We start from the raw sequence: 24,319 nt of genomic DNA on the forward strand, positions 1-24,319 counted from the left end.
AGCCTATGCCGAACGATGACGTCATTCTTGCTGTGGACACGGTCCATGCCACCTACAACCACGCCATCACGGCGCTGCATGGCGTCAGTTTCGAGCTCAGGCGCGGCCAGATACTGGCATTGCTCGGTGCCAATGGCGCTGGCAAGACCACGACGCTGAAGGCCGTCTCCAACCTGCTGCCGGCCGAACGCGGCCAGGTCAATGCCGGCACCATCCGCTATGACGGCTCGGATGTCTCGCGCCGCAAACCGGGTGATCTGGTGCGCGCCGGGCTGGTTCAGGTGCTGGAAGGCCGCCACTGCTTCAAAAGCCTCACCGTCGAGGAGAATCTGATCGCCGGCGGCATCGGCCGCAGCGGCAGCCGCGCCGAGATCAACGGGGATCTCGAACGGATCTACGGCTATTTCCCGAGGCTTCGGGAAAAACGCCGGACATTGTCCGGCCTGACCTCCGGCGGCGAACAGCAGATGACCGCCATCGGCAGGGCGCTGATGTCGCGGCCGCGGCTGCTCGTCCTGGACGAACCGTCGATGGGGCTCGCGCCAATCATCGTCCAGGACATCTTCCAGAGCTTGAAAAAACTCAACCGCGAGACTGGCCTATCCATCCTGGTCGCCGAGCAGAACTCCGCAGTGGCGCTGCGATATGCCGACCATGCCACGGTGCTGGAGAACGGCGTTTCCGTTCTCGCCGGCGCGGCCCCCGAGCTTCGCCAGCGCGAGGACATCAGGGCCTTCTATCTCGGTCAATCGAACCCCGGGCAACAGGCGTCACCCGCCACCAAGCCCGCCCATCTCCACGCCGTTGCCTGAATCGAAATCCCAAGGAGCAGTGAAATGACCGTTTCGACCGTCAAGACCGACAAGGCTTCCGCCGCCGTGCCGCCAGTCGCAAGGCCGATCGCCCCGGCGCACATCATCAAGGACGACGCCGAGGCGATTGCGGTTGCCCATGCGCTCGCCGCCGAATTCGTCAAGGACTCCTCCCGGCGCGACCGTGAACGGATCTGGCCGGTCGCCGAACTCGATGCCTTTTCGCAAAGCGGCCTGTGGTCGATCAATGTACCCAAGGCATTCGGTGGGCCGGAGGTGTCCTATGCGACGCTGGCGAAGGTGATCGAGATCATCTCGGCGGCGGATTCCTCGATCGGCCAGGTTGCGCAGAACCATCTCGGCGTCGTCGCTGCCATCCGCACCGTCTCCGACGCGGACCAGCAGAAGCTGCTGTTCGCCGAAGCGCTGAAGGGCACCCGGTTCGGCAACGCCTTTTCCGAGTTCGGCTCCAAGCGCGCCGCCGATTTTGAGACCCGCTTCACCGATGCCGGCGATCATGTGGTCGTCAACGGCCGGAAATTCTATTCGTCCGGCGCGCTGCTCGCCCATCTGGTGCCGATCGTGGCGCTCGATGACGAGGGCCGCGCCTGGTATGCGATCGCCGACCGCGGCGCACCCGGCCTGACCGTCATCGACGACTGGTCGAGCTTCGGCCAGCGCACGACCCTGTCCGGCACCGTCATCATCGACAACGTCAAGGTGCCGAAGACGCATCTGGTACCCGGCTACAAGGGCTACGACAAACCGACCGCCGACGGCGCCATCTTCCAGATCATCCAGGTGGCCGTGGACACCGGCATCGCCCAGGCGGCGATCGACGAGACGGTCGATTTCGTCAGGACCAAAAGCCGCGCCTGGATCGACAGCGGCGTCGACAACGCCTGGGACGATCCCTACACCATTCAGGCCATCGGCGACCTGACGCTGCGCCTGCACGCGGCGCAGGCGCTGCTCGAAAAGGCCGGTCATGCAATCGACCGGGCAGTGGCCGAGCCGACAGCCGAGACGGTGGCGCACGCCCAGATCGTCACTGCCGAGGCAAAAATCCTGTCGACAGAGATCGCCATCGCCGCCACCAACAAGCTGTTCGAACTGGCAGGGACCCGCTCAACCCTGGCCGAGCACAATCTCGACCGGCATTGGCGCAACGCGCGCACGCACACGCTGCACGATCCGGTGCGCTGGAAATACTCGATCCTCGGCAAATATTTCCTCAACGGCGAAAATCCGCCGCTGCACGCCTGGAGCTGATTTTCCACCGGCGGGCTGGCGGCCCGCCACGTCAAACCTTCGACCATCCAAGAGGCCCACTGCCATGTCAAACCCAACAGTCGTCGGCTTTTCCGGCAACATCACCAGGCCGTCAAAGACGCGCGCCTTCGTCGATCTGGTCGCCAGGGACATCGCCGCCAGCCACGGCCTATCGGCGAGCACCTATGATATCGAGGATCTCGGGCCGTCGCTGGGAACGGCGAAATGGGCCCGCGATCTCGACGGCCAGGCGCACGCGATCCTGGAACAAATCCTCGCCGCCGACGTGCTTGTCGTGGGCTCGCCGACCTACAAGGGCAGCTATACCGGCCTGTTCAAGCATTTCTTCGACCTGATCGATCCGGCGGCATTGCGGGGAAAGCCCATCGTGCTGACGGCGACCGGCGGTGGCGAGCGCCATGCCTTGATCGTCGAGCATCAGCTGCGGCCGCTGTTCGGCTTCTTCGAGGCCTTTGCGCTGCCCACCGCCGTCTACGCCACCGACAAGGATTTCACCGACGGCGTGCTGCGCTCCGAGGCGATCCTTAAGCGTGCGGCGCAGGCGGTCGACGAGGTCGGCTTTGTGCTGGCCAATCGTTCGGCAGGCCGGATCGCCGCTGAATAGCCTGTCGTCAGCCAGATTGAACTGAACGAAATCCGTGAGGGCAGCGCCCCCGCTTACGCGCAATTTACGACCGACCGCTAAAACCGTTCCTGTCTGATTCGTCTGGGACAGGAACGTCATGAGCAAAGCCCTCACATCCTTCGCATTGGTCGCCGTGCTGACCGCCTTGCTCATGGCGTTGAGCCTGGCTGTCGCCAGGCACGGCTATCCCTATGGCGCGATCGGCGTCAGGCGCCTTGACGGCATTGCCGACGCCGGCGTGTTCATCCCGATTGCCGCCGTCTATTTCTTCAGCGCGATGCTGATGATGATCCTGCCGATAAGGGCGGCCGGTATCGTCCTGACCCATGCCGCCGATGCCCTTTTCTGGACCGTGATCGCACTGTTTGCGACCATCGTCGGCTGTATGGTCGCCAGATGGGCGTTCGGGCAGGGCAGCGCCGTGTGGACATTGCTGAACTGGCGGTTCCTGTTTGCCGCGGCGATCGTCGGTTGTCACTTTGTCATGAACGAGTTGCGCCGCAACGTGCTGCTGCGCAGCCTGTTCTTCGTCGTCTTTGCCGCTGCGACGCTGGCCTGCCTGTTCTGGTCGTTCACACTCTGACCAGCCGTAACCGGCTACTTCGCTGATCCTGCGGCGATGTTGCCGGCGGCAATTTCCATCCATGTCCAGAGATAGGCGGCAAGACCGCGATCGACATGGATGCGCAGCTTGGCGTCATGGCGATAGACGACGGCGCTGATGTCGGCGAAGGACAGCGCTGCACTGGCGCTCGCTTGGCTGGGATCGAGCGTCGTTCCACGCGCGATGAAAGCGTCGAGCGCCGTGCCCTCGGCCTCGAACATTTGCAACCCGGCGCTGATCGCCGTCACCGCGAACCCGTCTGTGTGCCAGCCCGAGGCGATGGCAAGCGGGCTGTTCGAGACGATCAGCAGCCGGTCGCGCGCCAGTCGCGCCGCATAGCGGTCACCTTGTGCGGTGCCAAAGGCTCCGACTCCGTTCCCGTCGGCGCTCGAAGCCCGCGCCCACGCGTCGAGGTCGCCGCTGACCAGCAACTGGTTGAGGCCGCAGACCGCGCGCACCACAAGGCCGGGCACCTTGATCACCGCCGATTGCCAGTCCGGTGCAACGGACCATTTTTCCGCGAGATCACGCATGCAGCCGGTCTCCTGCCGGGTCGAAGGCGCAAGGGGCGGTAATTGTCGCCTTGCTGATCTTGCCGAGATACTGGATGTCAATCGTCTCGCCGTGCCGCGTCGCGCCGCGCTCTATCAGCCCAAGCGCAACCGGGCGGCCAAGCGTCGGGCTCTGGTAGCTCGAGGTGACAAAGCCCTGGCTGCGCAATCTGCCGTCGATCCGTTTGATGCCATGCGCGCCGGTCGGCAGCGGTGCTTCGCCTTGCGGCACTGCCAGCCCGACAAGCTGCATGCGATTGTCACGCGACGCCTCCTCGGTGAACAATGAGCGGCGGCCGACGAACTCGGTCTTGCGTTTGGCCCGCGGACCGTGGACGCCGAGATCATGCGGCAATGTGGTGCCGTCGGTGTCCTTGCCGATGACGATAAAACCCTTTTCGGCACGCAGGATCATCAGCGCCTCCAGGCCGATGACGATGGCGTCGAGCGCCTGGCCGGCCTCGCGCAGATGCGCCCATAGCGGCTCGGCGTGGTCGGCCCGGATCGAAATCTCGTAGCTCCTGTCGCCGGTGAAACTGACGCGGGCGATGCGGACTTCGTCGCCGGCATAAGTGCCATGACCGATCGCCATATGCGGCAGGTCGGCATCGTCGAGCGAGAGGCCAAGATGCAGCTTTTCCAGCAGCTTGCGGGCATTTGGCCCCGAAACGGTCAGTGTCGCCATGTCCGGTGTGGCGTTGTGGATGTAGACGGCGCCGCGGCCAAAACGGTCCTGGCGCCATTCCTCCAGCCGCGCATGGACGGCGGCGACATGCGAGGACGAGCACGACACGACGAAGCGATGCTCGTCCAGCCGCACCAGCACGCCGTCGTCGAAGACCACGCCGTTCTCAGACAGCATGAAGCCATAACGGCAGCGGCCCGGTTTCAATGTTGACATGGTGTTGTAGTAGAGGAAATCGACGAACGCCGCCGCCTGCGGCCCGATCACCTCGATCTTGCCGAGCGTCGAACCATCGAACAGCGCGACCGACTGGCGCGCACGTCGCGCCTCGTCCGCGATCGAACGTTCCGCGTCCGCGTTGCCGCCATAATGAGCAGGCCGCAGCCAGCCGCCATATTCCTGGAAGACAGCGCCGCTGGCGCGATGGACGTTTTCGAGCGGCAGCCGCCGTACCGGCGCCATCAATTCACCGACGCGCGCGCCGGCAAAGCTTGCCAGCGGCACCGGCGTGAACGGCGGCCGGTAGGTGGTGGTGCCGACCTCCGGCACCGTGCGGCCGGTAATCCCTGCCATCAGCGCCAGCCCGGGCAGGTTGGAGGTCTTGCCCTGGTCGGTCGCCATGCCGAGCGTGGTGTAGCGCTTCAGATGTTCGACCGAGACGAAGTTTTCGCGTGCGGCCAGCTCGACGTCCTTCACCGTCACGTCGTTCTGGTAGTCGATCCAGATGCGGCCTTTCGAGCCCGGCATCGGCCAGGCCGGGAGAATGCCGTCCGTCGCCTCCGGCCCGGTGCTGCGTGGTGTTGCCGCGTTCTCCTTGCCGGCGAATGCCTTTTCCACGCCGGCAAACACCTCCGACAAGGAGACCGCGCCGGCTGCGGCGCCGACCACGGCGATACCGCCGACCGGTTCGCCCGGCAGGAAGGCCGCGCGCGCATCGCTCCAGGCGAGCTTGCCCTTGGCCTGGCCGAAGAGATGGATGGTCGGCGTCCACCCGCCGGAGACCACAACGCAATCGGCATCGAACCTCGTGCCGTCGTCGAGCGTCACGCCGTCGACGCGCAGCTTGCCGCTGGCGGATGCGAGAGAACGCCCCTTGATCAGCCGGACATTGGCCGCCGCCGCAGGCGCGCCGTCACGCCGGATATCGACAAGCCTGACTTCGGCGCCAACCTCGGCAAGCGCCCCCGCCACCTCATAGGCGCTGTCATTGTTGGTGGCGACGATGATGCGGCGGCCGACCAGCACAGCGTGGCGCCGGAGATAGGCGAACGCCGCATCCGCCGACATGATGCCCGGCAGATCGTTGTTGGCGAAAGGCAGCGGCCGCTCGATGGCGCCGGTCGCCAGCACGATCTGGCGCGGCCTGACCCGCCACAGCGTATCCGGCCGGCCGTCGAGATGACGCTGGTTCAGCCCGACCAGATTGTGGTCGTAAATGCCGAAGGCGGTGGTCGAAGGCAGGATGAGGTGACCGCCAGCGGCAAGCCCGGCAATCGTCTCCTTGCCCCATACGGCCGCCGGCTTGCCGTCGATCTCCGCGGCACGATGGCCGAGCGATCCGCCGGGGCTCTGCTGGTCGTCGACCAGTGTGACGGTCAGGCCAGCACCGGACGCCAGCCCTGCCGCCGCCAGCCCGGCCGGTCCCGCGCCTACAACCAGCACATCGCAATGATGGTTGATCTGGTCGGCCATGCCGGGCGAGGTCCAGTCGGCGTCGACTGTGCCCAGCCCCGCCATGGCGCGGATGCGCGGCTCGAACCTGTGCCAGTCCGGCCACATGAAGGTCTTGTAGTAGAACGCGGCCGGGATGAAGCGCGCAAAACGGTCCAGGAAGGCGTTGCGGTCGGCCAGTGCGCTGGGCGTGGCGTTGACGCTTTTCGCCACCAGTCCGTCGCGCACCGGCTCGGTCGTGGCGCGGGTGTTCGGCGTCGCCCGCGTGCCGCCGAGATCGACCAGCGCATTTGGCTCCTCGACGCCGGCGCCCCATATGCCGCGCGGCCGGTGGTATTTGAAGCTGCGGCCGACGACCGCGACGTCACCCGCCAGCAGCGCCGAGGCGATGGTGTCGCCGGCAAAGCCTTGCACGGTGGTGCCGTCGAAGCTGAAGCGTATCGGGCGCGAGCGGTCGATGGCGCTGCCGCCGGTGGCAAGGCGCGAGGCGGTCACGCGACGTGCTCCCCGCCGAGTGCGGCCGAGGACAGCACCTTGTGGGTGACGGTGTCGCGCTCCATGACGAAGAACTCGCCGCAGTTCATGTGAACCCAGATTTCGCGCGCCGTGCCTTTCGGATTGGTGCGCAGATAGAGGTAATCAGCCCAGCGATCGATCGGCACATCGGCGCCATCCGGCCGCGCATTTCCGGCATCGCCGCCATAGTGGAATTCGGTTTCGTCGCGCGGGCCGCAGAATGGGCAAGGGAAAAGCTGCATAAAATCCTCAATCTTCGTCTTTATGCATGTCGTTCTCCCCAAACCGCTGCGTACTTTTGGGCGACATGCATCAGTGCGCGATGCCGGAGCCGGCCGCTTCGTCGATCAGCCGCCCGCTGGCGAAGCGATCAAGGTCGAACGGACGGCTGATGTGGTTGTGTTCGCCAGTCGCCAGCAGGTTCGCCAGCAGCGTGCCGCCTGCGGGAATGGCCTTGAAGCCGCCCGTGCCCCAGCCGCAATTGAGGAACAGGCCGGGCAGCGGCGAGGGGCCGATGATCGGCGAGGAGTCCGGCACGACATCGACGATCCCAGCCCATTGCCGCATCAGCTTGAGCTGGCCGAAGATCGGGAACATCTCCAAAAGGCCGGCGATCACCCCCTCCAGCGTCGGCAGATTGCCGCGCTGCGCGTAGGAGGGGATGCGGTCGAGCCCGCCGCCGATGACGATCTCGCCCTTGTCCGACTGGCTGACATAGACGCCGCAGCCGGGCGACAGCACCACCGTGTCGAGGATCGGCTTGACCGGTTCGGACACGCAGGCCTGCAGCGCATAGGAATTGATCGGCAGGCGGAAGCCGGCCTTGGCCGCCAGCACCGAAGAATGCCCGGCCACCGCCATGCCGATACGCTCGGCACGGATCGCGCCACGCGAGGTCTGGACGCCACGGCAGCGGCCGCCCTCGATGATGAAATCGGTGATCTCGCAGTTCTGGATGATGTCGACGCCGAGTCGGCTTGCGGCCCGCGCATAGCCCCAGGCGACCGCATCATGGCGTGCCGTTCCGGCCCTGCCTTGCCAGATACCGCCGAACACCGGGAAGCGTGCGTCCGGTGAAAAATTGTAGATCGGCGCCACCCGGCGCACATCGTCAGGCGAAAACAGCTCTGCATTGATGCCGTTGATCTGCATGGCGTTGACGGTGCGGGCGCCGATCTCCATCTCGCCGGTCGAGTGGCAGAGATTGACCATGCCGCGTTGCGACAGCATGACGTTGTAGTTGAGCTCTTTCGACAATCCCTCATAGAGCCGGTGCGCCAGCCCGTATAGCTCGACGCTCTCCGGATAATAGTAGTTGGAGCGCACCACGGTGGTGTTGCGGCCGGTGTTGCCGCCGCCGATCCAGCCTTTTTCCAGCACCGCTACCCTGGTGATGTTGTGGTTCTTGGCCAGGTAATAGGCCGTTGCCAGCCCATGGCCGCCGCCACCGATGACGATCGCATCATAGGACAGTTTCGGCTCGGGCGAGCGCCACGCCGGTTGCCAGCCGGTTTGGCCGGCCAGGCCCTCCTTGAACAGCGAAAAGGCGGAATAGCGTGTGGTCATGACGTGCCGGACCGGCCTGATTTTCGGAAAGAAACGTGGATCATCGCATGGTCTTCCGCACCGACGTCACCGGTTCGATCGGTCATGCCCGCATCGCCTTGCCCAGTGGATCGTATGGCGACGAGGCGATGACGCGCGCACCTCTTTCGACGCCGACGATGTGGGTTGTCAACTGCGTATCGATATCAGCCACTTCGCGCTCGACCAGCGCCATGGCGAGGCTCTTGCCGACCGTATGGCCGTAGCCGCCCGAGGTGACGAAGCCAGCAAGCTTGCCTCTATACCAGACCGGCTCGTAACCGCTGGCATCGGCGTCCGCCGCGTCGATTTCGAGCGTCACCAGCGTGCGCCTCGATGAAGCCTTCAGCTCCTTCCGGGCCGCCTCGCGGCCGATGAAATCGCCCTTGTCGAAAGCGATCCAGCGGTCCATCCCGGTCTCATCGGGCGTATAGTCCTGCGTGAACTCGCGCGACCAGATACCAAAGCTCTTTTCGAGCCGCAGCGAATTGACCGCGCTGAAGCCGTATTCGGTGACGCCCAGATACTTGCCTGCCGTCAGCAGAGCGCGGCGCAGGCCCGCGTGCTCATTGGCCTGGCAATGGATCTCGTAGCCGAGTTCGCCGATGACCGAGAGCCGTCCGACCTTGGCCCGCACCAGCCCGACATCCAATGTCTTGCAGGCTAGAAAGCCAAAGGCCTCGTGCGAAACGTCCTGATGTGTGAGGCGCTCAAGCAACATTCGCGCATTGGGACCAGCCAGCGAGAAACCGACGACCGCGTCTGAAATGTCGCGGACGGTGACGCCGTCGCTCATATGCTGCTCGAACCAGCGCATATGCCACTGCCGCAGATAGTAGGATCCCATGATCCACCAGGAGCCATCGCCCCAGTTGAAGACGGTGAGGTCGCCCTTGAGCTTGCCGTTTTCGCCGAGCATAGGCGCGAGCTTGGCGCGACCCGGATTGGGCAGCGCACAGGCAAGCAGCCGGTCGAGCCAAGCTTCCGCCTGCGGCCCGGCGATTTCGTAGCGTGAGAAGGCAGTGATATCGAGCAGACCGACGCCCTCGCGCACCTTGCGGCACTCCTGTGCGACGATGTCGAAGGCGTTGGAGCGCTTCAGCGTCGGTGTCTCGACGAAGCCATGCGGCGCGAAATAGAGCGGCACTTCCATGCCCCATGAATTGCCCCAGCGCGCGCCGGCGGCATCCATCGCGTCATGCGCGCCGGCTGTCTTCAAGGGCCGCCCCGCCGGCAACTGCTCGTTGGGATAGCTCATGACAAAGCGGCGCGAATAGAACTGCCCGGTGGTCTGCCTGATGTATTCGCGGTTGGAGGCGAAATCGCCATAGCGGGCGATGTCCATGCCGTAGACATCGGCTTCCGGCTCGCCATGGATCATCCATTCGGCAAGCGACTTGCCGACCCCGCCGCCTTGCAGGAAACCGGCCATGACGCCGCACGCCACCCAGTAGTTGGGAACCCCGCGCACCGGGCCGACCAGCGGATTGCCGTCCGGCGAGAAGGTGAAGGCGCCGTTCACCCAGCGCTTGATGCCGGCATTCTCCAGGCAGGGGTATCGGCTGAAGCCGAGGGCCAACTCGTCGGCGATGCGGTCGGTGTCTTCCTGGATCAGTTCAATGCCGTAATCCCACGGCGCCCCATCCATGTTCCAGTGCTTGTGGTTGATCTCGTAGATGCCGAGCAGCAGGCCCTTCTGTTCCTGGCGCATGTAGGTGAAGCCTTCGAGATCGACGATCAGCGGCAATTCCTTGTCCAGCGCCTGGATTTCGGGCAGCGCCTCGGTGACGAGATAATGGTGCTCCATCGGCGACACCGGCAGGTCGATGCCGGCCATCCGGCCGACCTGCTTGGCCCACAGCCCGCCGGCATTGACGACGTGTTCGGCAATGACCGTGCCCTTCTCGGTGACTACGTCCCAGCCGCCGTCCGCGCGGCGGTTGAGTGCCAGCACGCGGTTGTGCTCGATGATATCGGCGCCGCGCAGCCTGGCTGCCTTGGCATAGGCGTGCACGACGCCCGAGGGATCGATATGGCCTTCGCGCGCGGCATAGAGTCCACCCAGCATGCCATCGGTGTTGAGAATCGGGCAGCGCTGCTTGATCTCATCGACTCCGACCAGGTGGACATCGTCGATGCCCATGGTCTGGAAGATGCGGTATGACGCTTTCAACCATTCCCAGCGCTCCGGCGCGGAGGCGACCGAGATGCCACCGGTCATGTGCATGCCGATGCTCTGGCCCGATTCTTTCTCGACCTCGGAGAGCAGGTCGATCGTGTAGGCCTGCAGGGCGGCGATGTTGGGATCGGCGTTCAGCGCATGGAACCCGCCGGCCGCATGCCAACTCGACCCTGCGGTCAGCACCTCGCGTTCGATCAGCGCGACGTCGCTCCAGCCGAACTTCGCCAGGTGATAGAGCACCGAGGCTCCAACCACGCCGCCGCCGATGACGATCGCCCGATATTGGGATTTCATCCTGTCGCACTCCACCCAGCCAGTGTGGCGTACCCTATCGGTATTGTACATATGTGTCTAGAGGTTGGCGGACAGCGGAATGAGCGCCCGTGCGCCGCTCTGCGCCGATACGGCAGAGGGCTCCTCTGCTGCTGTCGGCAGCAACCGTGCTTGCTATTGGGCCGATGCACGACGCGAAATCGTCAGGCCGCGGCGGCCGAGCGGCCCGTACTATCGATTGCGCGAAAGCGTCTTCTCGACATAGCGCGAGAAGTCCTCGACATCCTCCGCCGGAGGCTCCTGGCCGGTGAAGCTGCGCAGATAACCGGCGACGTGAGGCAGGCGGCTGCTCATCGGCTCGTTGAGCTCAAGCGAGTAATAGCCGATCTGCATGAAATACAGCACGCGGGCCCGCACGAAGGCATCCTCCTCGTCGTAGCCGTGACGCATGAACATGTCGCGTATGGCGTTGACACGCTCCTCGTCGGCCTCGTCTAAGGCGCGCCTGATGGCGGGCGAGCGACGGGCCCAGGCCCTGATCGCGAAATCCAGCTGGGGGTCGAACAGCCTTTCGTCCACCCAGCATTCGAAAATGCTCATCACCCCGCGTATGACGGTGGCGGAAGGCCGCCTGGCGCGTTCCACGATGAATTTGGTATTCGTCTGCCGCCAGTAGTCCAGCAACTGATCGAGCAGATCCTGCCGGCTCTTGAAATACCAGTAGAAGCTGGAGCGCGACACATCGAGCTTCTGGCCAAGCGTCAGCACGCGGACGCGTTCGACTCCGTCAGAGATCAACGTTTCAAGCGCAAGCTTCAGCCAGTCTTCGCGAGTGGCCTTGATGTTGCCGGTGGCGCCGGCGCGCTGAATCGTCGTTTCGAGAGCTGCCATCGACACGACGCATGACATGCTGCCTCAGGCAAATCAAGGCTATGGACATAAGTGTACAGGATGAATCGGCCCAAGCGGATTGATGCACGATGGAGGTTGGCTGCATCGAGGCTCGATGGGGAATCGTCGTCGCCCGCCATCCGCGCGGCGCAGGCACGGGGATTTTTGTCGCGGCTGGCGGTTCACTGTTTGCTTTCCCGCGAGGCAATTGTCTGGCAAATACCAGTTCAGACAGATGCCCGCGCGGCCAACAAGCAGGAACATACGATATGACGCTGTTTCGAAAGAACCTCATCGATGGCGAGTGGGTCGGCGATGCCGGTTCGCGCAACATCAACCCCTCGGATACCGGCGACGTCGTCGGCGACTATGCCTCGGCGGGTGTCGAACAGGCCCAGCAGGCGATCGCTGCGGCCAAGGCAGCGTTCCCGGCTTGGTCCCGCTCCGGTCCGCTGGCGCGTCACGCGGTGTTGAAAAAGGCCTCCGACGAGATTCTGGCGCGCAAGGACGAGATCGGCCGCAATCTGGCGCGAGAGGAAGGCAAGACGCTGGCCGAAGGCATCGGCGAGACAATTCGCGCCGCCCAGATATTCGACTTCTTTGCCGGCGAAACGTTGCGTTTGACCGGAGAGGTCGTGCCGAGCGTGCGGCCGGGCGTCGGCGTCGAGATGACGCGCGAGGCGGTCGGCGTGGTCGGCATCATCACGCCGTGGAATTTTCCGATCGCTATTCCGGCCTGGAAGATCGCCCCGGCGCTGACACACGGCAACACCGTCGTCTTCAAGCCTGCGGAACTGGTTCCCGAGAGCGCCTGGACCATCGTCGACATCCTGCATCGCGCCGGCCTGCCGAAGGGCGTGCTCAATCTCGTCATGGGCAAGGGCTCGGTCGTCGGTCAGGCGATGCTCGACAGTCCCGATGTCAACGCCATCAGCTTCACCGGCTCGGTCGGCACCGGCAAGCGCGTCGCTGCGGCAAGCATCGAACACATGCGCAAGTTCCAGCTTGAAATGGGCGGCAAGAACCCGCTGGTCGTGCTCGACGATGCCGACCTCGCGATCGCCGTCGATTGCGCGCTCAATGGTGCCTTCTTCTCGACCGGCCAGCGTTGCACCGCCTCGTCCAGGCTGATTGTGGCTGACGGCATTCACGACCGCTTCGTCGACGCCCTCAAGGATCGCATGAGCAAACTGGTCATCGGCGATGCGCTCGACGCGCAGACCCAGATCGGTCCTGTCGTCGACGCGACGCAGCTGAAGCAGGACGAGGACTATATCGCCATCGGCGTCAGGGAAGGTGCCACGCTCGCCTTCGGTGGCGAGCGGCTCGACCGCAAGACGCCGGGCTTCTACCTGCAGCCGGCGTTGCTGACCGAGGCGACCAACGCCATGCGCAGTTCGCGCGAGGAGATTTTCGGGCCTGTCGCCAGCGTCATTCGCGTCAAGGACTATGACGAGGCGCTTTCCGTCGCCAATGACACGCCCTTTGGCTTGACCTCCGGCATCTGCACTTCGAGCCTCAAGCATGCCACGCACTTCAAGCGCAATTCGGAGGCCGGCATGGTGATGGTCAACCTGCCGACGGCGGGTGTCGATTTCCATGTTCCCTTCGGCGGCCGCAAGGGTTCGAGCTATGGGCCGCGCGAGCAGGGCCACTATGCGGCGGAGTTCTACACCACGGTGAAGACGGCCTACACATTCGCGGGCTGATCAGCCGTCGACCGATCAGCCGGGCTGATCGGTCACTGCCGACCACGCCGGCAACCCCGCCATGCACATCTGGATTGGAGCGGCGCGAAGGATGACAGTGCAGGACCTGACCTGGCTTAACCCGCCGCCGCACCATTCTATCGACGGCGACAGCGTTCGTGTGCGCACCGGCAAGGAGACCGATTTCTGGCGCGAGACCTTCTACGGTTTCTGGCGCGACAATGGCCACTTCCTGCACCGGCCCGTCGAAGGCGATTTCACCGCCGAGGTCACCGTCAAAGGCGACTACGAGGTGCTTTATGATCAGGCGGGGCTGATGGTCCGGCTCAGCGAAACCCATTGGATCAAGGCCGGTATCGAGTACACCGACGGCCTTGCCTATTTCTCCGTCGTGGTCACCAACGACACGTCAGACTGGTCGCTGGTCGCCATTCATGCCGGTCCGGGCGGCGTCAGGATCCGGCTGACCCGTCACGCCGAAACGATCCGTGTCCAGTATCTCGATGCTTCCGACGGCCACTGGAAGCCTGTGCGGCTCGCCTACTTTCCGATCTCCAGGACGGTCGATGTCGGCATGATGTGCTGTTCGCCGCAACGCGAGGGCTTCGAGGTCACATTCTCCGGCTTTTCGGTGGGGCCGCCGATATCGCGGGAATTGCACGATTGAGACGTGCGGCCTTGCGCCGACCGCAAGCCCTTCGACCTTTGTCATAATCAAGTCTGTAGATCGAGCCTCGCCGGCGGCTGCGCCTGTCGTAAGTTGGGTTCTCCGGAGCCGGAAGGGGTATTGCGGGGAAACTTTTGGCCTTTGTTCCGCTCAAGGCGAATATGTCGGGCAGCACGTTGCAACGGTATTGGCATCCGCGCTAGGAGTTGCCCATGGGCAGGTTGCGAAGGGCAGTCAAAAGAGCCGTCTATTCCAGGGCGCTGAGATTTCTTGGCGTTCCGCCCGTGCTGTGGTCGCAGGGGATCGGACATTTCTGCGATTTCGCCGGGCCGCGCTGGTATCGCAACGCGTCAACCGCATCGACACAGAGCGAGGCATTTTTCCGCCAGCATTACAGCGGCGCACATGGCATCGTCTGGCTGCGTCTGAGCACCTTGTCCAGGGATGCGCAAACCTGTGATCTCGACACGTTCGTCAGGATCGTGTTGCCGACGATCACGGCACCGTTCACGCTGCTGACGACCGATGGCGATGCTTCGGTGCCGTCTGATCTGGCGAAGGGCACCGTCGACCAGCTTCTCGCCAACCCCTTCCTGGTCTCCTGGTACAGCCAGAATTGTGACGGCACTCACCCCAGGGTCAAGCCTTTCCCGATCGGGCTCGATCTTCACACGCCTCGGTCCTTCGCCACGCCGGAAGGGCTTGTGAAGCAACTGGAAATCATACGCGCCCGGCAGGATCATGTGGACCGCCGCCCGCCCAGACTGTTCTCTGATTTCAGCATCAGCAATGGCTCGAGACAGCGCCGGGAACTGCTTGATGTCCTGCGCGGATGTCCGCATGTCGATTTCCTGGCGAAACGCGTCTCGCAGCGCTCGATCTGGCAACTGTACTCGCAATACCCGCTTGTCCTGTCCACCGAAGGCAACGGCCTGGACTGCCATAGGACATGGGAGCTGTTCTATCTCGGCTGCATCGTCGTCACCAAGACCTCGCCGCTCGACCCGCTCTATCAGGGTCTGCCGGTCATTGTCGTCGACGACTGGCATGAGGTCAGGGACCCCGATGCGCCAAGGCGCTGGATAGAGCAGGTTAAGCATCTGACCGAGCGCGACCATGTTTGGGGACGCTTGCATCCGCAAACCTATCTCGAGCCCATTCGGCAAGAACTTCTGCACGCACTCTGACAGGGCAGCCACGAAATTGGAGTCGCGGTCGGCAGGGCCCGCAGGATCCGCGGAAATATAGAGCCGGCTAACCTCTGGATGGCACCGACGTTTGGCGGATATCCGAGATGGTCGACGAGGCTTTCGTCAAGCGCCGCATCGTCGCCGAATGTCCGATGCACCAGCTGCGGCAGGCTGCCGGAATGTCACCATCGCCTGGACCACGCCAACCAGCGGCCAGCCAGATGCTTCCATGATGAGGTGAGCCTTGTCCGCCGATAGGTGTCGCCGGCCATCTTTATGCCTAGCGCCTGCGTCGGGAAGGGATGGATGACGTCGGCCAGCGCACGCAATCCCATGCCCGATTTGATGGCCAGCGACACCGCATTGATCATCTCACCGGCATGGCTGGCGACGACCGTGGCGCCCAGGATGCGGTCGGACCCTTCCCTGACGTGGATTTTGACGAAACCCTCCTCCTCGCCGTCCATGACCGCCCGGGCGACATCGTGCATCAGCACCGTATAAGTCTTGACCGGGATGCCGTTCTGGCGCGCCTCCGCCGGATAGAGGCCGACATGGGCGATCTCCGGATCGGTGTAGGTGCACCACGGAATGACCAGCTCGCTCAGTTTCCTGCGTCCGAGAAACAGGGCATTGCGCACGACCATGCGAGCTGTGGCCTCGGCGGTGTGGGTGAATTTGTAGGCGAGGCAGACATCGCCCGCCGCATAGATGTGCGGATTTGTGGTGCGGAGATAATCGTCCACCTTGATACCGTCGGCATCGTATGCCACCCCGGCGTTTTCCAGGTCGAGGCCGTCGACATTGGGCGATCGGCCGATGCCGGTGATGATCTCGTCGACGGAAATCGTTGTCGTGATGTCGTCGCACACCAGGTCGGCGAGCTTCTTGCCGCCTTCCGTTCGCACCGCTACCACCTCGGTGTTGAGGCGAACCTCGACACCTTCGCGCGCCAGCGCGTCCGAAAGGATCTGGGCGGCGTCGCGTTCCTCGCCGGGCAGGAACATCGGTTCCCGTTGCGCCAGGATGACCTTGGCACCGAGCAGGCAGAAGGCCTGCGCCGCCTCGCAGCCGAGCGGTCCGCCGCCAATGACCAGAAGCCGCTTCGGGCACTCCGTGAGCTCGAACATGGTCTCGTTGCTGAGATAGCCGGCCTCGGCAAGGCCTGGAATCGTCGGCAGCCTCGGGCGCGCGCCTGTCGCGATCAGCGCCTTCCTGAAACGCAAGGTTTGTCCGGCGACCGTGACAGCGTCCGGTCCGGAAAACAGCGTTTCGCCGAAATAAAGGTCGATGCCTTCGGAAACCAGCCTATCGGCGGCATCCGCGCGGCTGATCCGCTGCCGGATCTGCCGCATCCGCGTCATGGCGCGCGGAAAGTCGACGTGAAGACGGTCCGGCATGTCGCCGCCGAAATTCTCGGCATCGCGCATGTCGGCATAAAGCCTTGCGGTGCGGATGATCGACTTGGACGGGATGCAACCGACATTGACGCAAGTTCCGCCGATCAGATTGCGCTCGATGAGCGCGACCTTTGCGCCGAGGCCGGCCGCTTCGTAGGCGGCAGTCAGCCCAGCCGGCCCGGCACCGATGACGACGAGGTTGTAGGGACCGTCCGGCTGCGGGTTCTTCCAGTGCGGCGGATGGGCGCTCGCGATCAGACTGATGTCGTTGCTGTCGACGGGGAAGGCGGTGGTCCTGGTCCGGTCACGCGACATTGCCGCCACCTGACGCCGGGCTTGCCGGCTGAGACAGCCAGCCGCCATTGAATCCGGCCTTGTGCAGGCCGCGACGGATATGCTGATTGGACCGCATCAGCTTCCAGATCAGCCCTGACCGATGGTTCTCGATCATCATCACCACGATACCCTGATCCAGCCCATAGTGGCCCTCCGACACCCAGCCGTGCCTCCCGAATTTACGCCGGTTCGCCAATGTCGGATTGAAGCCGCTCGGCAGCCGGAAATTGTCGATCACCTCGGGGTAGCGATCACCGAGATGGCGCAGCGCCGCCAGGCAGATCTCCGGCGCGAAAGGCAGTGATGCCGGATAGGACCAAGGGGCGATCGTCCCGTCATCGGGCCCGAACGGAGCGCCGCGCGCGGCATAGCCGGAAAACCGCCGGCGCTGTCGCTCCACGCTGGTGCGGAAGCCGCCCGGCCCGTCGCCCGCCGAAAGTCCCCAAAGGTTCTCTTCATAGCCGTCATAGCCGTAAGGGTTGTGGCGCGCATAGTCGCGATGCAGATAGGTCGAGCGGCGGCTGTTTTCGAAATAGTCCGAGTTCTTCTCGCGCATGAAGGCGTCGCGGATGCCGGCGAAATCGATCCAGGCATGCGAGAACTGGTGCATGAACAATGGGCCGCCATACAGCACGTCGTAGCCGTAGATGTTTTCCCACTGATAGGTCGCCGTCCAGCCCTCGTAGCTGTTATCCGAGGTTGGACTGTCAGGCGAGGCCATCGACAGCACGTAGAGGATCGTCGCTTCGTTGTAGCCCTCCCAGCCATAGTGCAGAAAGCCGCTCTTTGGCTTCCAGCCTTGCCGCAGGGTCGGGCTTGAACCTTGTGCCCACCGCCAGTCGACGCGCCGGTAGAGCGCCTCGGCCAGTTGGCGGATTTCGGCTTCCTCGTCATCGTCACCGGAGAAATAAGCGCTCGCCACCAGCATGCCTGATATCAGCAACGCCGTATCCACCATCGACAGTTCGCAGCGCCAGACGCGCAGGCCGGTCCGCATATCGAGGAAGTGGTAGTAAAAACCCTTATGGCCGGTGACGTCGTCGCTATTGCCTTGCCGGCTGGTCGAGAAGAAACGCAGCGCGGCCAGCGTCAGCTTCGCGGCGGCATCGCGCGTCATCCAGCCGCGCTCGACGCCGATCGGATAGCTGGACAGCGCGAAGCCGACGACAGCGATGCTGGCCGGCGAATTCGGCCGCGATGTGTCCGCGACCAGTCCGTTTTCGGGGTTCACGTTATCGAGGAAATAATCGAAGGCGGCGCGCTGATAGCGGTCCAGAAGCTCATCGTCGGACAGTGCGGCAGATTCGGCTCTAAGCAAAAGTAGCAAACTCCCGCCTGACGGCTGCATTCCGTGTCATGGTTCCCGCTACCTTGTCGCGACTTGTCGCTTCGAGGCGTCCAACTATACGCCCGCATGCTCCGTCCGTTGCACCGTCACGTGGAATTGAGATTCGTTCTGCCTCAGTAGGTGGCGCGGCCGCCGGAAACGTCGAACACGGCGGCCGTCGTGAACGAACACTCTTCCGAGGCGATCCAGCAGATCAGCGCCGCCACCTCGTCGACCTCGCCAAAGCGCGCCATCGGTATCTTGGACAGCATGAAGTCGATGTGCTCCTGGCTCATCTGCTTGAAGATCGCGGTGCGCACGGCCGCCGGCGTGACGCAATTGACCGTCACCCCGGTCTTGGCCAGTTCCTTGCCGAGCGACTTGGTCAGGCCGATCACCGCGGCCTTGGACGTGCTGTAGGCGGAGGCGTTGGGATTGCCTTCCTTGCCGGCGATCGAGGCGATGTTGACGATGCGGCCATAGTTGCGCTCGAGCATGTGCGGCACGAGCGCCTTGTTGCAGTAGAAGACGCCGTTGATGTTGATGTCGATGACCTTCTGCCAATCTTCCGCCGAATAGTTCCAGGTCGTCATGTTCGGCCCGGTGATCGCCGCGCTGGTGACCAGGATATCGACACCGCCAAGCGCTTCGAGCGTTGACCGGGCAGCGCGCTCCACGCCTGCGGCATCGGCAACGTCGATAGCGATGCCGTGAAGACTGGGGATGACGGCCTTGGCCTGTTCGATCTGGGCGGGATCGCGATCCCAGACCGAAACCCGTCCGCCTTCTTCGACAATCCTCTGCGCCACCGCCAGACCAATGCCCGATGCGCCACCGGTGATGACCGCCACCCGGTCGCTGAACCGTCCTGCAAAATTCATCGGCATCCGATCTCCCCCCGTCACCCGAACCCGATGGACTGACAACGCGAGCGCCATGCCATCGGCGGCGACTGTGCTGCCCCCACCAGGCAAGTTCAAGCCGGCATGCAGCCCGATCGTCTGGGCCAATCCCGTGCCGGGATTACACGGGAATTCCCTCGAGTTGGTCGCCCAGTGCTTTCACCATCGCCACCAGCGCCGGTCCGATCTCGGCATGCGCGCGGTCCTCGGTGATGATCTCGCCGATGCCGCCGCAGGTGATGGCAACCAGCGGCGAGCCGTCACGCGGGCGGAACGGCACGCCGACTGCATGGATGTAGCTGTGCCAGGCGCCGAACGACGTCACATAGCCCTGGCGTGCATATTGGGCGATCGCATCGTCGATCGCCGCCGCGATCATCGCTGCCTTGTCCGGCTCCGCCTCCTGCAAAGCCCGTACAAGGCTGACGCGCTCCTCGGGTGAAAGGGCCGCCGCATAGGCCAGCCCCATCGATGTCTTCCAGATCGGCAGATAGGAGCCCGGGTTGAGCCGCAGCGTGACAAGGCTCTCCGACCGGCAATTGGCGAGATACACCATGTTGAGGCTGTCGCGCGTGCCGAGCGCCACCGCCGCCCCCGTCAAATCGGCCAGCGGCTGCATCAGCGGCCGGGCGACGTGCACGACGGCGCTTGAACTGAGCGCCGAATAGCCGAGCGCCACGGTAGCCGACCCCAGGCTGTAGCGGCCGAGATCCTTGTCGTACAGGAGGTAGCCGAGCGCGCTCAGCGTATAGGTGATGCGCGACACCGTGGCTTTGGGCAGGCCGGTGCGGGCAATGATGTCCTGGTTGCCGAGCGAGGCGTCGCCCGGCCGAAAGGCGCGCAGGATGCCGAGCCCGCGCACCAGCGACGACGAAAGCTGTGCGCCTTCGCCTTCAAGCTCCGTCTCGTCCCTGGTGGCTCGCTTGCGCACGCTGAGGTCTTTCTGGCGTCGTCGTCCGCCTGTCGGGCCGGTGACGTCGGCACTGTCGATCAAAAATGAAATTAAATTCCATTTATATTGACAGCGGCTTTCGCGGGCTGTCAATATGTTTCCGTCGATGGCATGTCCCAGCGCCTTGTGCCATCTTACAAAGCCCCTCCTTGTGAAGGTAGCCACGTGTCTCGCTATATTTTGCGCCGGCTTATCGCAATGCCGTTTCTGGTGCTCGGCATCGTCACCATCGCCTTCCTGATCACCACGGTGACCAAGGGGGATCCGCTGACCGCGATTGTCGCCGAACAGCAGATGAGCAACCCCGAAGTGGTGGCCGCCGCCAAGACGCGTTGGGGTCTCGATCGTCCTTTGCCGGAACGCTATATGATATATCTTGGTAATCTGCTGAGCGGCGATCTTGGCACCTCTTTCATCACCAAGCGCAATGTCGGCACCGACATTCTCTACCGCTTGCCGGCAACGCTCGAACTGGTTTTCGCCGCGATGATCTTCGGCACCACGCTCGGCATCGTGCTTGGTGTGCTGGCCGCCTATTTCCGCAACAGCCTGATCGACCATGGCGCGCGGCTGTTCGCCTTGTTCGGCTCTTCGCTGCCGGTGTTCTGGTCGGGGCTCGGCCTGTTGTTCATCTTCTCCGTCATGCTGAACTGGTTGCCGGGGCCGGGCAGGGTCGATGCCCGCTTGGCATTGCCGCCCGGCATCACCGGCTTCCTGACCATCGATTCGCTTCTGGCTGGCGACTGGACCGTCCTCAAGGACGCGCTCTGGCACCTGCTTCTGCCGGCCTTCGTCCTCGGCTGGACGGTTTCGGGCACCATATCGCGGCTGGTGCGCGCCAACATGCTTGATGTGATGAGCCGCGAGTTCGTGCTCACCGCGCGCGCCAAGGGGGCGAGCGAATTCCGCGTCGTCATCGTCCATGCGCTGCGCAACACCATGGTGCCGACCCTGACCGTCATCGGCTATTCCTTCGCCTATCTGATCACCGGCGCGGTGCTGACCGAAACCATCTTCTCCTGGCCGGGCATGGGATCCTATGCCGTGGAGGCAGCGCGTGCGCTCGACTTCCCGGCGATCATCGGCGTCACCATCGTCGGTGGTCTCGCCTTCCTGGTCACCAACCTTATCACCGACATACTCTATGTCGTGGCCAATCCGCGCGTGAGGTTGAGCTGATGGCAGTCGTCGTCACCAAGTCCCGCTCCTCGACGGTTCCCGAATGGCTGACCGCGCCATTGGTCATCGGCACGGTCGTCATCCTGTTCTGGCTGTTCATGACCGTATTCGCCAACCTGGTCGTGCAGTTCGATCCGCTCGAAATGGTCGCACGCCGGCTTCAGGCGCCAAGCTGGGCGCATTGGCTGGGTACCGACGCACTCGGCCGCGATGTGCTGGCCCGCACTCTGCACGGGGCCGCGCATTCGCTGCCGATCGCGGTTCTGGTCGTCGTCTCTGCAGTGATCATAGGCTCGCTGCTCGGCGCCATTTCCGGCTTCGTCGGCGGATTGACCGGCGCGGCGATCATGCGGCTTGTTGACGTCACTCTGTCCTTTCCGCCGATGCTGCTGGCCATGGCCGTCGCGGCGTCGCTCGGACCAGGCCTCGGCAATGCCGCCATAGCCATGGTGCTCGTCTGGTGGCCCGTCTACGCCCGGCTGATGCGGGCGCAGGTATTGGAGGTGAAGGAGCGCGAGCATGTCGAGGCGGCAATCGCCGCCGGCGCCAGGCCGCGGCGCGTGCTGTTCACGCACATATTGCCGCTTTGCTGGACCCCGGTGCTGATCAGCGCAACCATGGATCTCGGCCAGGTCGTGCTGCTTGCCGCGTCGCTCAGCTTCATCGGCCTCGGCGCCACGCCGCCGACACCCGAATGGGGCTCGATGATCTCCGATGGCGCCGTTCATTTCTATCAATGGTGGATCGCCTTCGGTCCCGGCGTCGCCATCCTCACCATCGTGCTCGGCTTTAACTTCATAGGCGACGGCTTGCGCGACATTCTCGATCCAAGGTCGGACTAGGCGATGAGCGCACAGATTTCCTCAGCGCCACCGGGCGCAGTCGACAAGGTGGGCGAGCGCGAGCCGCTGCTGTCCATACGCGGTCTGCGGGTCGGATTCCGCAAGGCCGGCAGTCAGTTCGAAGCGGTTCGCGGGATCGACCTCGACGTCGCCAAGGGCGAAGTGGTCGGCATTGTCGGTGAGTCCGGCTCGGGCAAGTCCGTCGGCATGCTCGCCGCGCTCGGCCTCACGTCAAAGAACGCGGTGGTCACCGGCTCGGTCCGCTTCAACGGCGACGAACTGGTCGGCAAACCGGCGCGCGAGATGCGCAAGATCAGGGGCGCGCGCATCGCCATGATTTTTCAGGACCCGCTGTCCTCGCTCAATCCGGTGATGACCGTCGGCGCCCAGATTGCCGAGGCGGTCAGGCTGCATCAGCGCGTGACACGCAAACAGGCGATGACGCGCGCGGTCGAATTGCTCCATCTGGTGGCGATCCCGCAGCCGGAGCGCCGGGTCAACCAGTATCCGCATGAATTCTCCGGCGGCATGCGCCAACGCGCGGTGATCGCCATGGCCGTCGCCAACGATCCTGACCTGTTGATTGCCGACGAACCGACCACGGCGCTCGATGTCACGGTGCAGGCACAGATCCTGGCCGTGCTGCGCTCGCTGCAGGAACGGCTCGGCCTCGGCCTGGTGCTGATCACCCATGATCTCGGCGTCGTCGCCGGCCATGCCGACCGCGTCGCGGTCGTCTATTCCGGCCGTGTCGTCGAACAGGCAGGCGTATCCGAGCTGTTCGCCGATCCGCGCCATCCTTACACGCGTGGCCTGATCGCCTCGATCCCCAACCTCGAGGAAAGCCGCGAGCGGCTGTTCTCGATCGACGGTTCGCCGCCCGCACTTGGGCGCTTGCCGGGCGGCTGCGCCTTCCATCCGCGCTGCATTTATGCCGCGGCACGCTGCCGGACCGAGGACCCGCCTTTGCACGATGTCGGCGGCCGGTTCTCGGCCTGTCATTTCGCGACGACCTTGCCGCCCTTCCACAGTGCTGTGCTGGCGGCGGCGAGCCTGGACAGTGGAGACGTGGCCTCATGAGCGCAGCGGAGCAACTCCAGGCGGAAACCAAACCGGCGGCTGCGCTTTCTGTTCGCCATCTCGTCAAGGACTTTCCGGTTCGCGGCGGCCTCGTCTTCGACCGTGCCGTTGCCCATGTCCGTGCGGTCGCCGATGTCTCGTTCGACGTAGCACCGGGCGAAACGCTGGGTCTGGTCGGTGAATCCGGTTGCGGCAAGTCGACCCTCGGGCGCTGCCTGATGCGGCTGATCGAGCCGACCAGCGGCGAAAGCTGGTTCCGTGGCCAGAACCTGCTCGCGCTCAATCACGAAGACATGCGCCTGATGCGGCGCTACATCCAGCTCGTCTTCCAGGATCCCTACGGGTCGCTGCATCCGCGCATGCGCATTGCCGACAACATCGCCGAGCCGCTGCGCATGAGCGACATGTCGGCGACCGACCGCCGCGCGCGCGTCGCCGAATTGCTCGAACTGGTGCGGCTCAATCCCGAGCATGGCAAGCGCTATCCGCACGAACTGTCCGGCGGCCAGCGCCAGCGCGTCGTCATTGCCCGCGCGCTGGCACTCAATCCGCAAGTGGTGATCCTCGACGAGCCGGTTTCGGCCCTCGACGTTTCGGTGCAGGCCGGCGTGCTCAATTTGCTCAAGGACATCCAGCAATCCTTCGGCACCTCCTATCTGTTCATCGCGCATGATCTGTCCGTCGTGCGCCACATCTCGCATCAGGTGGCGGTGATGTATCTCGGCAAGATCGTCGAGATCGCGCCGGCGGCCGAACTCTATTCGAGGGCGCTGCATCCCTACACCCAGGCGCTGCTGTCGGCGGTGCCGCTCGCCAATCCCGAGAAGGAGCGCAAGCGCGAGCGCATCGTGCTGAGCGGCGATGTGCCGAGCCCGCTCAACCCGCCATCCGGCTGCCGCTTCCGCACGCGCTGCTTCAAGGCGCAGGCGATCTGCGCTGCCGTCGAACCGCCGCTCGATCCGGCCGGTGGTTCGCATCGGGTCGCCTGCCATTTCCCGGAGCCGGTCAACACTTTCAGGGCTGTCTGAGTAGCCTGCCGAATTCACCC

General features: G+C 64.1%; 21 protein-coding genes. 11 read left to right on the forward strand and 10 right to left on the reverse strand.

What is annotated here, in order from left to right; genetic code table 11:
- The first annotated feature begins 5 nt into the window (after window positions 1–5).
- From EOC83_RS03020 to EOC83_RS03035, 4 genes are all read left to right on the forward strand, one after another.
- Window positions 6–812, forward strand: coding sequence for an ABC transporter ATP-binding protein (locus tag EOC83_RS03020; protein ID WP_024501876.1), 807 nt, complete (start codon window positions 6–8; stop codon window positions 810–812).
- A gap of 24 nt (window positions 813–836) precedes the next feature.
- The gene (locus EOC83_RS03025) at window positions 837–2,084 is read left to right on the forward strand and encodes an SfnB family sulfur acquisition oxidoreductase (RefSeq protein ID WP_063169861.1); all 1,248 of its coding nucleotides are present in this window, start codon (window positions 837–839) and stop codon (window positions 2,082–2,084) included.
- 64 nt (window positions 2,085–2,148) lie between these two features.
- Window positions 2,149–2,709, forward strand: coding sequence for an FMN reductase (gene msuE / locus EOC83_RS03030; RefSeq protein WP_027164238.1), 561 nt, complete (start codon window positions 2,149–2,151; stop codon window positions 2,707–2,709).
- 118 nt (window positions 2,710–2,827) lie between these two features.
- Window positions 2,828–3,313 carry a hypothetical protein gene (locus tag EOC83_RS03035; protein ID WP_063169862.1) on the forward strand — a complete coding sequence of 162 codons (486 nt, stop codon included), beginning with the start codon at window positions 2,828–2,830 and terminating at the stop codon, window positions 3,311–3,313.
- A 14-nt stretch (window positions 3,314–3,327) separates the two neighbouring features.
- Here EOC83_RS03035 and EOC83_RS03040 read toward each other — a convergent pair whose 3' ends face one another.
- The 6 genes from EOC83_RS03040 to EOC83_RS03065 all read right to left on the reverse strand — a co-directional run bounded on the left by EOC83_RS03040 (window position 3,328) and on the right by EOC83_RS03065 (window position 11,687).
- Complete coding sequence (locus EOC83_RS03040; RefSeq protein WP_063169863.1) at window positions 3,328–3,867, reverse strand: hypothetical protein; 540 nt, start codon at window positions 3,865–3,867, stop codon at window positions 3,328–3,330.
- On the reverse strand, window positions 3,860–6,736 hold the full coding sequence (locus EOC83_RS03045) for a sarcosine oxidase subunit alpha family protein (RefSeq protein ID WP_063169864.1): 2,877 nt from the start codon (window positions 6,734–6,736) through the stop codon (window positions 3,860–3,862). The genes EOC83_RS03040 and EOC83_RS03045 overlap by 8 nt, the downstream gene beginning before the upstream one ends.
- Entirely contained in the window at window positions 6,733–6,999 is a 267-nt protein-coding gene (locus EOC83_RS03050) for a sarcosine oxidase subunit delta (RefSeq protein ID WP_013528149.1), read from the reverse strand. The genes EOC83_RS03045 and EOC83_RS03050 overlap by 4 nt, the downstream gene beginning before the upstream one ends.
- A gap of 70 nt (window positions 7,000–7,069) precedes the next feature.
- Window positions 7,070–8,323 carry a sarcosine oxidase subunit beta gene (locus tag EOC83_RS03055; RefSeq protein ID WP_063169865.1) on the reverse strand — a complete coding sequence of 418 codons (1,254 nt, stop codon included), beginning with the start codon at window positions 8,321–8,323 and terminating at the stop codon, window positions 7,070–7,072.
- Between the two features lie 82 nt (window positions 8,324–8,405).
- Entirely contained in the window at window positions 8,406–10,817 is a 2,412-nt protein-coding gene (locus tag EOC83_RS03060) for an FAD-dependent oxidoreductase (RefSeq protein ID WP_063169866.1), read from the reverse strand.
- 210 nt (window positions 10,818–11,027) lie between these two features.
- Window positions 11,028–11,687 carry a TetR/AcrR family transcriptional regulator gene (locus EOC83_RS03065; protein WP_024501867.1) on the reverse strand — a complete coding sequence of 220 codons (660 nt, stop codon included), beginning with the start codon at window positions 11,685–11,687 and terminating at the stop codon, window positions 11,028–11,030.
- Between the two features lie 269 nt (window positions 11,688–11,956).
- Here EOC83_RS03065 and EOC83_RS03070 point away from each other — a divergent pair, with 269 nt between their 5' ends.
- The 3 genes from EOC83_RS03070 (at window position 11,957) to EOC83_RS03080 (ending at window position 15,250) form a co-directional block, all read left to right on the forward strand.
- Window positions 11,957–13,396 (forward strand): aldehyde dehydrogenase family protein, encoded by a 1,440-nt coding sequence (locus tag EOC83_RS03070; RefSeq protein ID WP_013528145.1) that lies wholly within the window; start codon window positions 11,957–11,959, stop codon window positions 13,394–13,396.
- Between the two features lie 91 nt (window positions 13,397–13,487).
- Complete coding sequence (locus EOC83_RS03075) at window positions 13,488–14,063, forward strand: DUF1349 domain-containing protein (protein WP_063170443.1); 576 nt, start codon at window positions 13,488–13,490, stop codon at window positions 14,061–14,063.
- Between the two features lie 212 nt (window positions 14,064–14,275).
- Window positions 14,276–15,250, forward strand: coding sequence for a hypothetical protein (locus tag EOC83_RS03080; protein ID WP_063169867.1), 975 nt, complete (start codon window positions 14,276–14,278; stop codon window positions 15,248–15,250).
- 185 nt (window positions 15,251–15,435) lie between these two features.
- Here EOC83_RS03080 and EOC83_RS03090 read toward each other — a convergent pair whose 3' ends face one another.
- From EOC83_RS03090 to EOC83_RS03105, 4 genes are all read right to left on the reverse strand, one after another.
- Window positions 15,436–16,968, reverse strand: coding sequence for a mercuric reductase (locus EOC83_RS03090; protein WP_063169868.1), 1,533 nt, complete (start codon window positions 16,966–16,968; stop codon window positions 15,436–15,438).
- Window positions 16,958–18,307 carry a glucoamylase family protein gene (locus tag EOC83_RS03095; RefSeq protein WP_013528141.1) on the reverse strand — a complete coding sequence of 450 codons (1,350 nt, stop codon included), beginning with the start codon at window positions 18,305–18,307 and terminating at the stop codon, window positions 16,958–16,960. The genes EOC83_RS03090 and EOC83_RS03095 overlap by 11 nt, the downstream gene beginning before the upstream one ends.
- A 143-nt stretch (window positions 18,308–18,450) precedes the next feature.
- Complete coding sequence (locus EOC83_RS03100; RefSeq protein ID WP_013528140.1) at window positions 18,451–19,203, reverse strand: SDR family NAD(P)-dependent oxidoreductase; 753 nt, start codon at window positions 19,201–19,203, stop codon at window positions 18,451–18,453.
- A 136-nt stretch (window positions 19,204–19,339) separates the two neighbouring features.
- Window positions 19,340–20,149, reverse strand: a complete 810-nt coding sequence (locus tag EOC83_RS03105) for an IclR family transcriptional regulator (RefSeq protein ID WP_013528139.1) — start codon at window positions 20,147–20,149, stop codon at window positions 19,340–19,342.
- A 186-nt stretch (window positions 20,150–20,335) separates the two neighbouring features.
- On the opposite strand from EOC83_RS03105, the gene EOC83_RS03110 reads away from it, so the two are divergent.
- The 4 genes from EOC83_RS03110 to EOC83_RS03125 are packed head-to-tail and all read left to right on the forward strand — an operon-like array spanning window position 20,336 to window position 24,299.
- Window positions 20,336–21,349 carry an ABC transporter permease gene (locus EOC83_RS03110; protein WP_063169870.1) on the forward strand — a complete coding sequence of 338 codons (1,014 nt, stop codon included), beginning with the start codon at window positions 20,336–20,338 and terminating at the stop codon, window positions 21,347–21,349.
- Window positions 21,346–22,191 (forward strand): ABC transporter permease, encoded by an 846-nt coding sequence (locus EOC83_RS03115; protein WP_024501859.1) that lies wholly within the window; start codon window positions 21,346–21,348, stop codon window positions 22,189–22,191. The genes EOC83_RS03110 and EOC83_RS03115 overlap by 4 nt, the downstream gene beginning before the upstream one ends.
- A 3-nt stretch (window positions 22,192–22,194) precedes the next feature.
- The gene (locus EOC83_RS03120; protein WP_082826631.1) at window positions 22,195–23,271 is read left to right on the forward strand and encodes an ABC transporter ATP-binding protein; all 1,077 of its coding nucleotides are present in this window, start codon (window positions 22,195–22,197) and stop codon (window positions 23,269–23,271) included.
- Window positions 23,268–24,299, forward strand: a complete 1,032-nt coding sequence (locus EOC83_RS03125) for a dipeptide ABC transporter ATP-binding protein (protein ID WP_013528135.1) — start codon at window positions 23,268–23,270, stop codon at window positions 24,297–24,299. Before EOC83_RS03120 ends, EOC83_RS03125 begins: the two co-directional genes overlap by 4 nt.
- The last annotated feature ends 20 nt before the right edge of the window (window positions 24,300–24,319 follow it).

The sequence above is a fragment of the Mesorhizobium sp. Primo-A genome (assembly GCF_003997175.1).
GTDB classification, from domain to species: Bacteria; Pseudomonadota; Alphaproteobacteria; order Rhizobiales; family Rhizobiaceae; genus Mesorhizobium; species Mesorhizobium ciceri.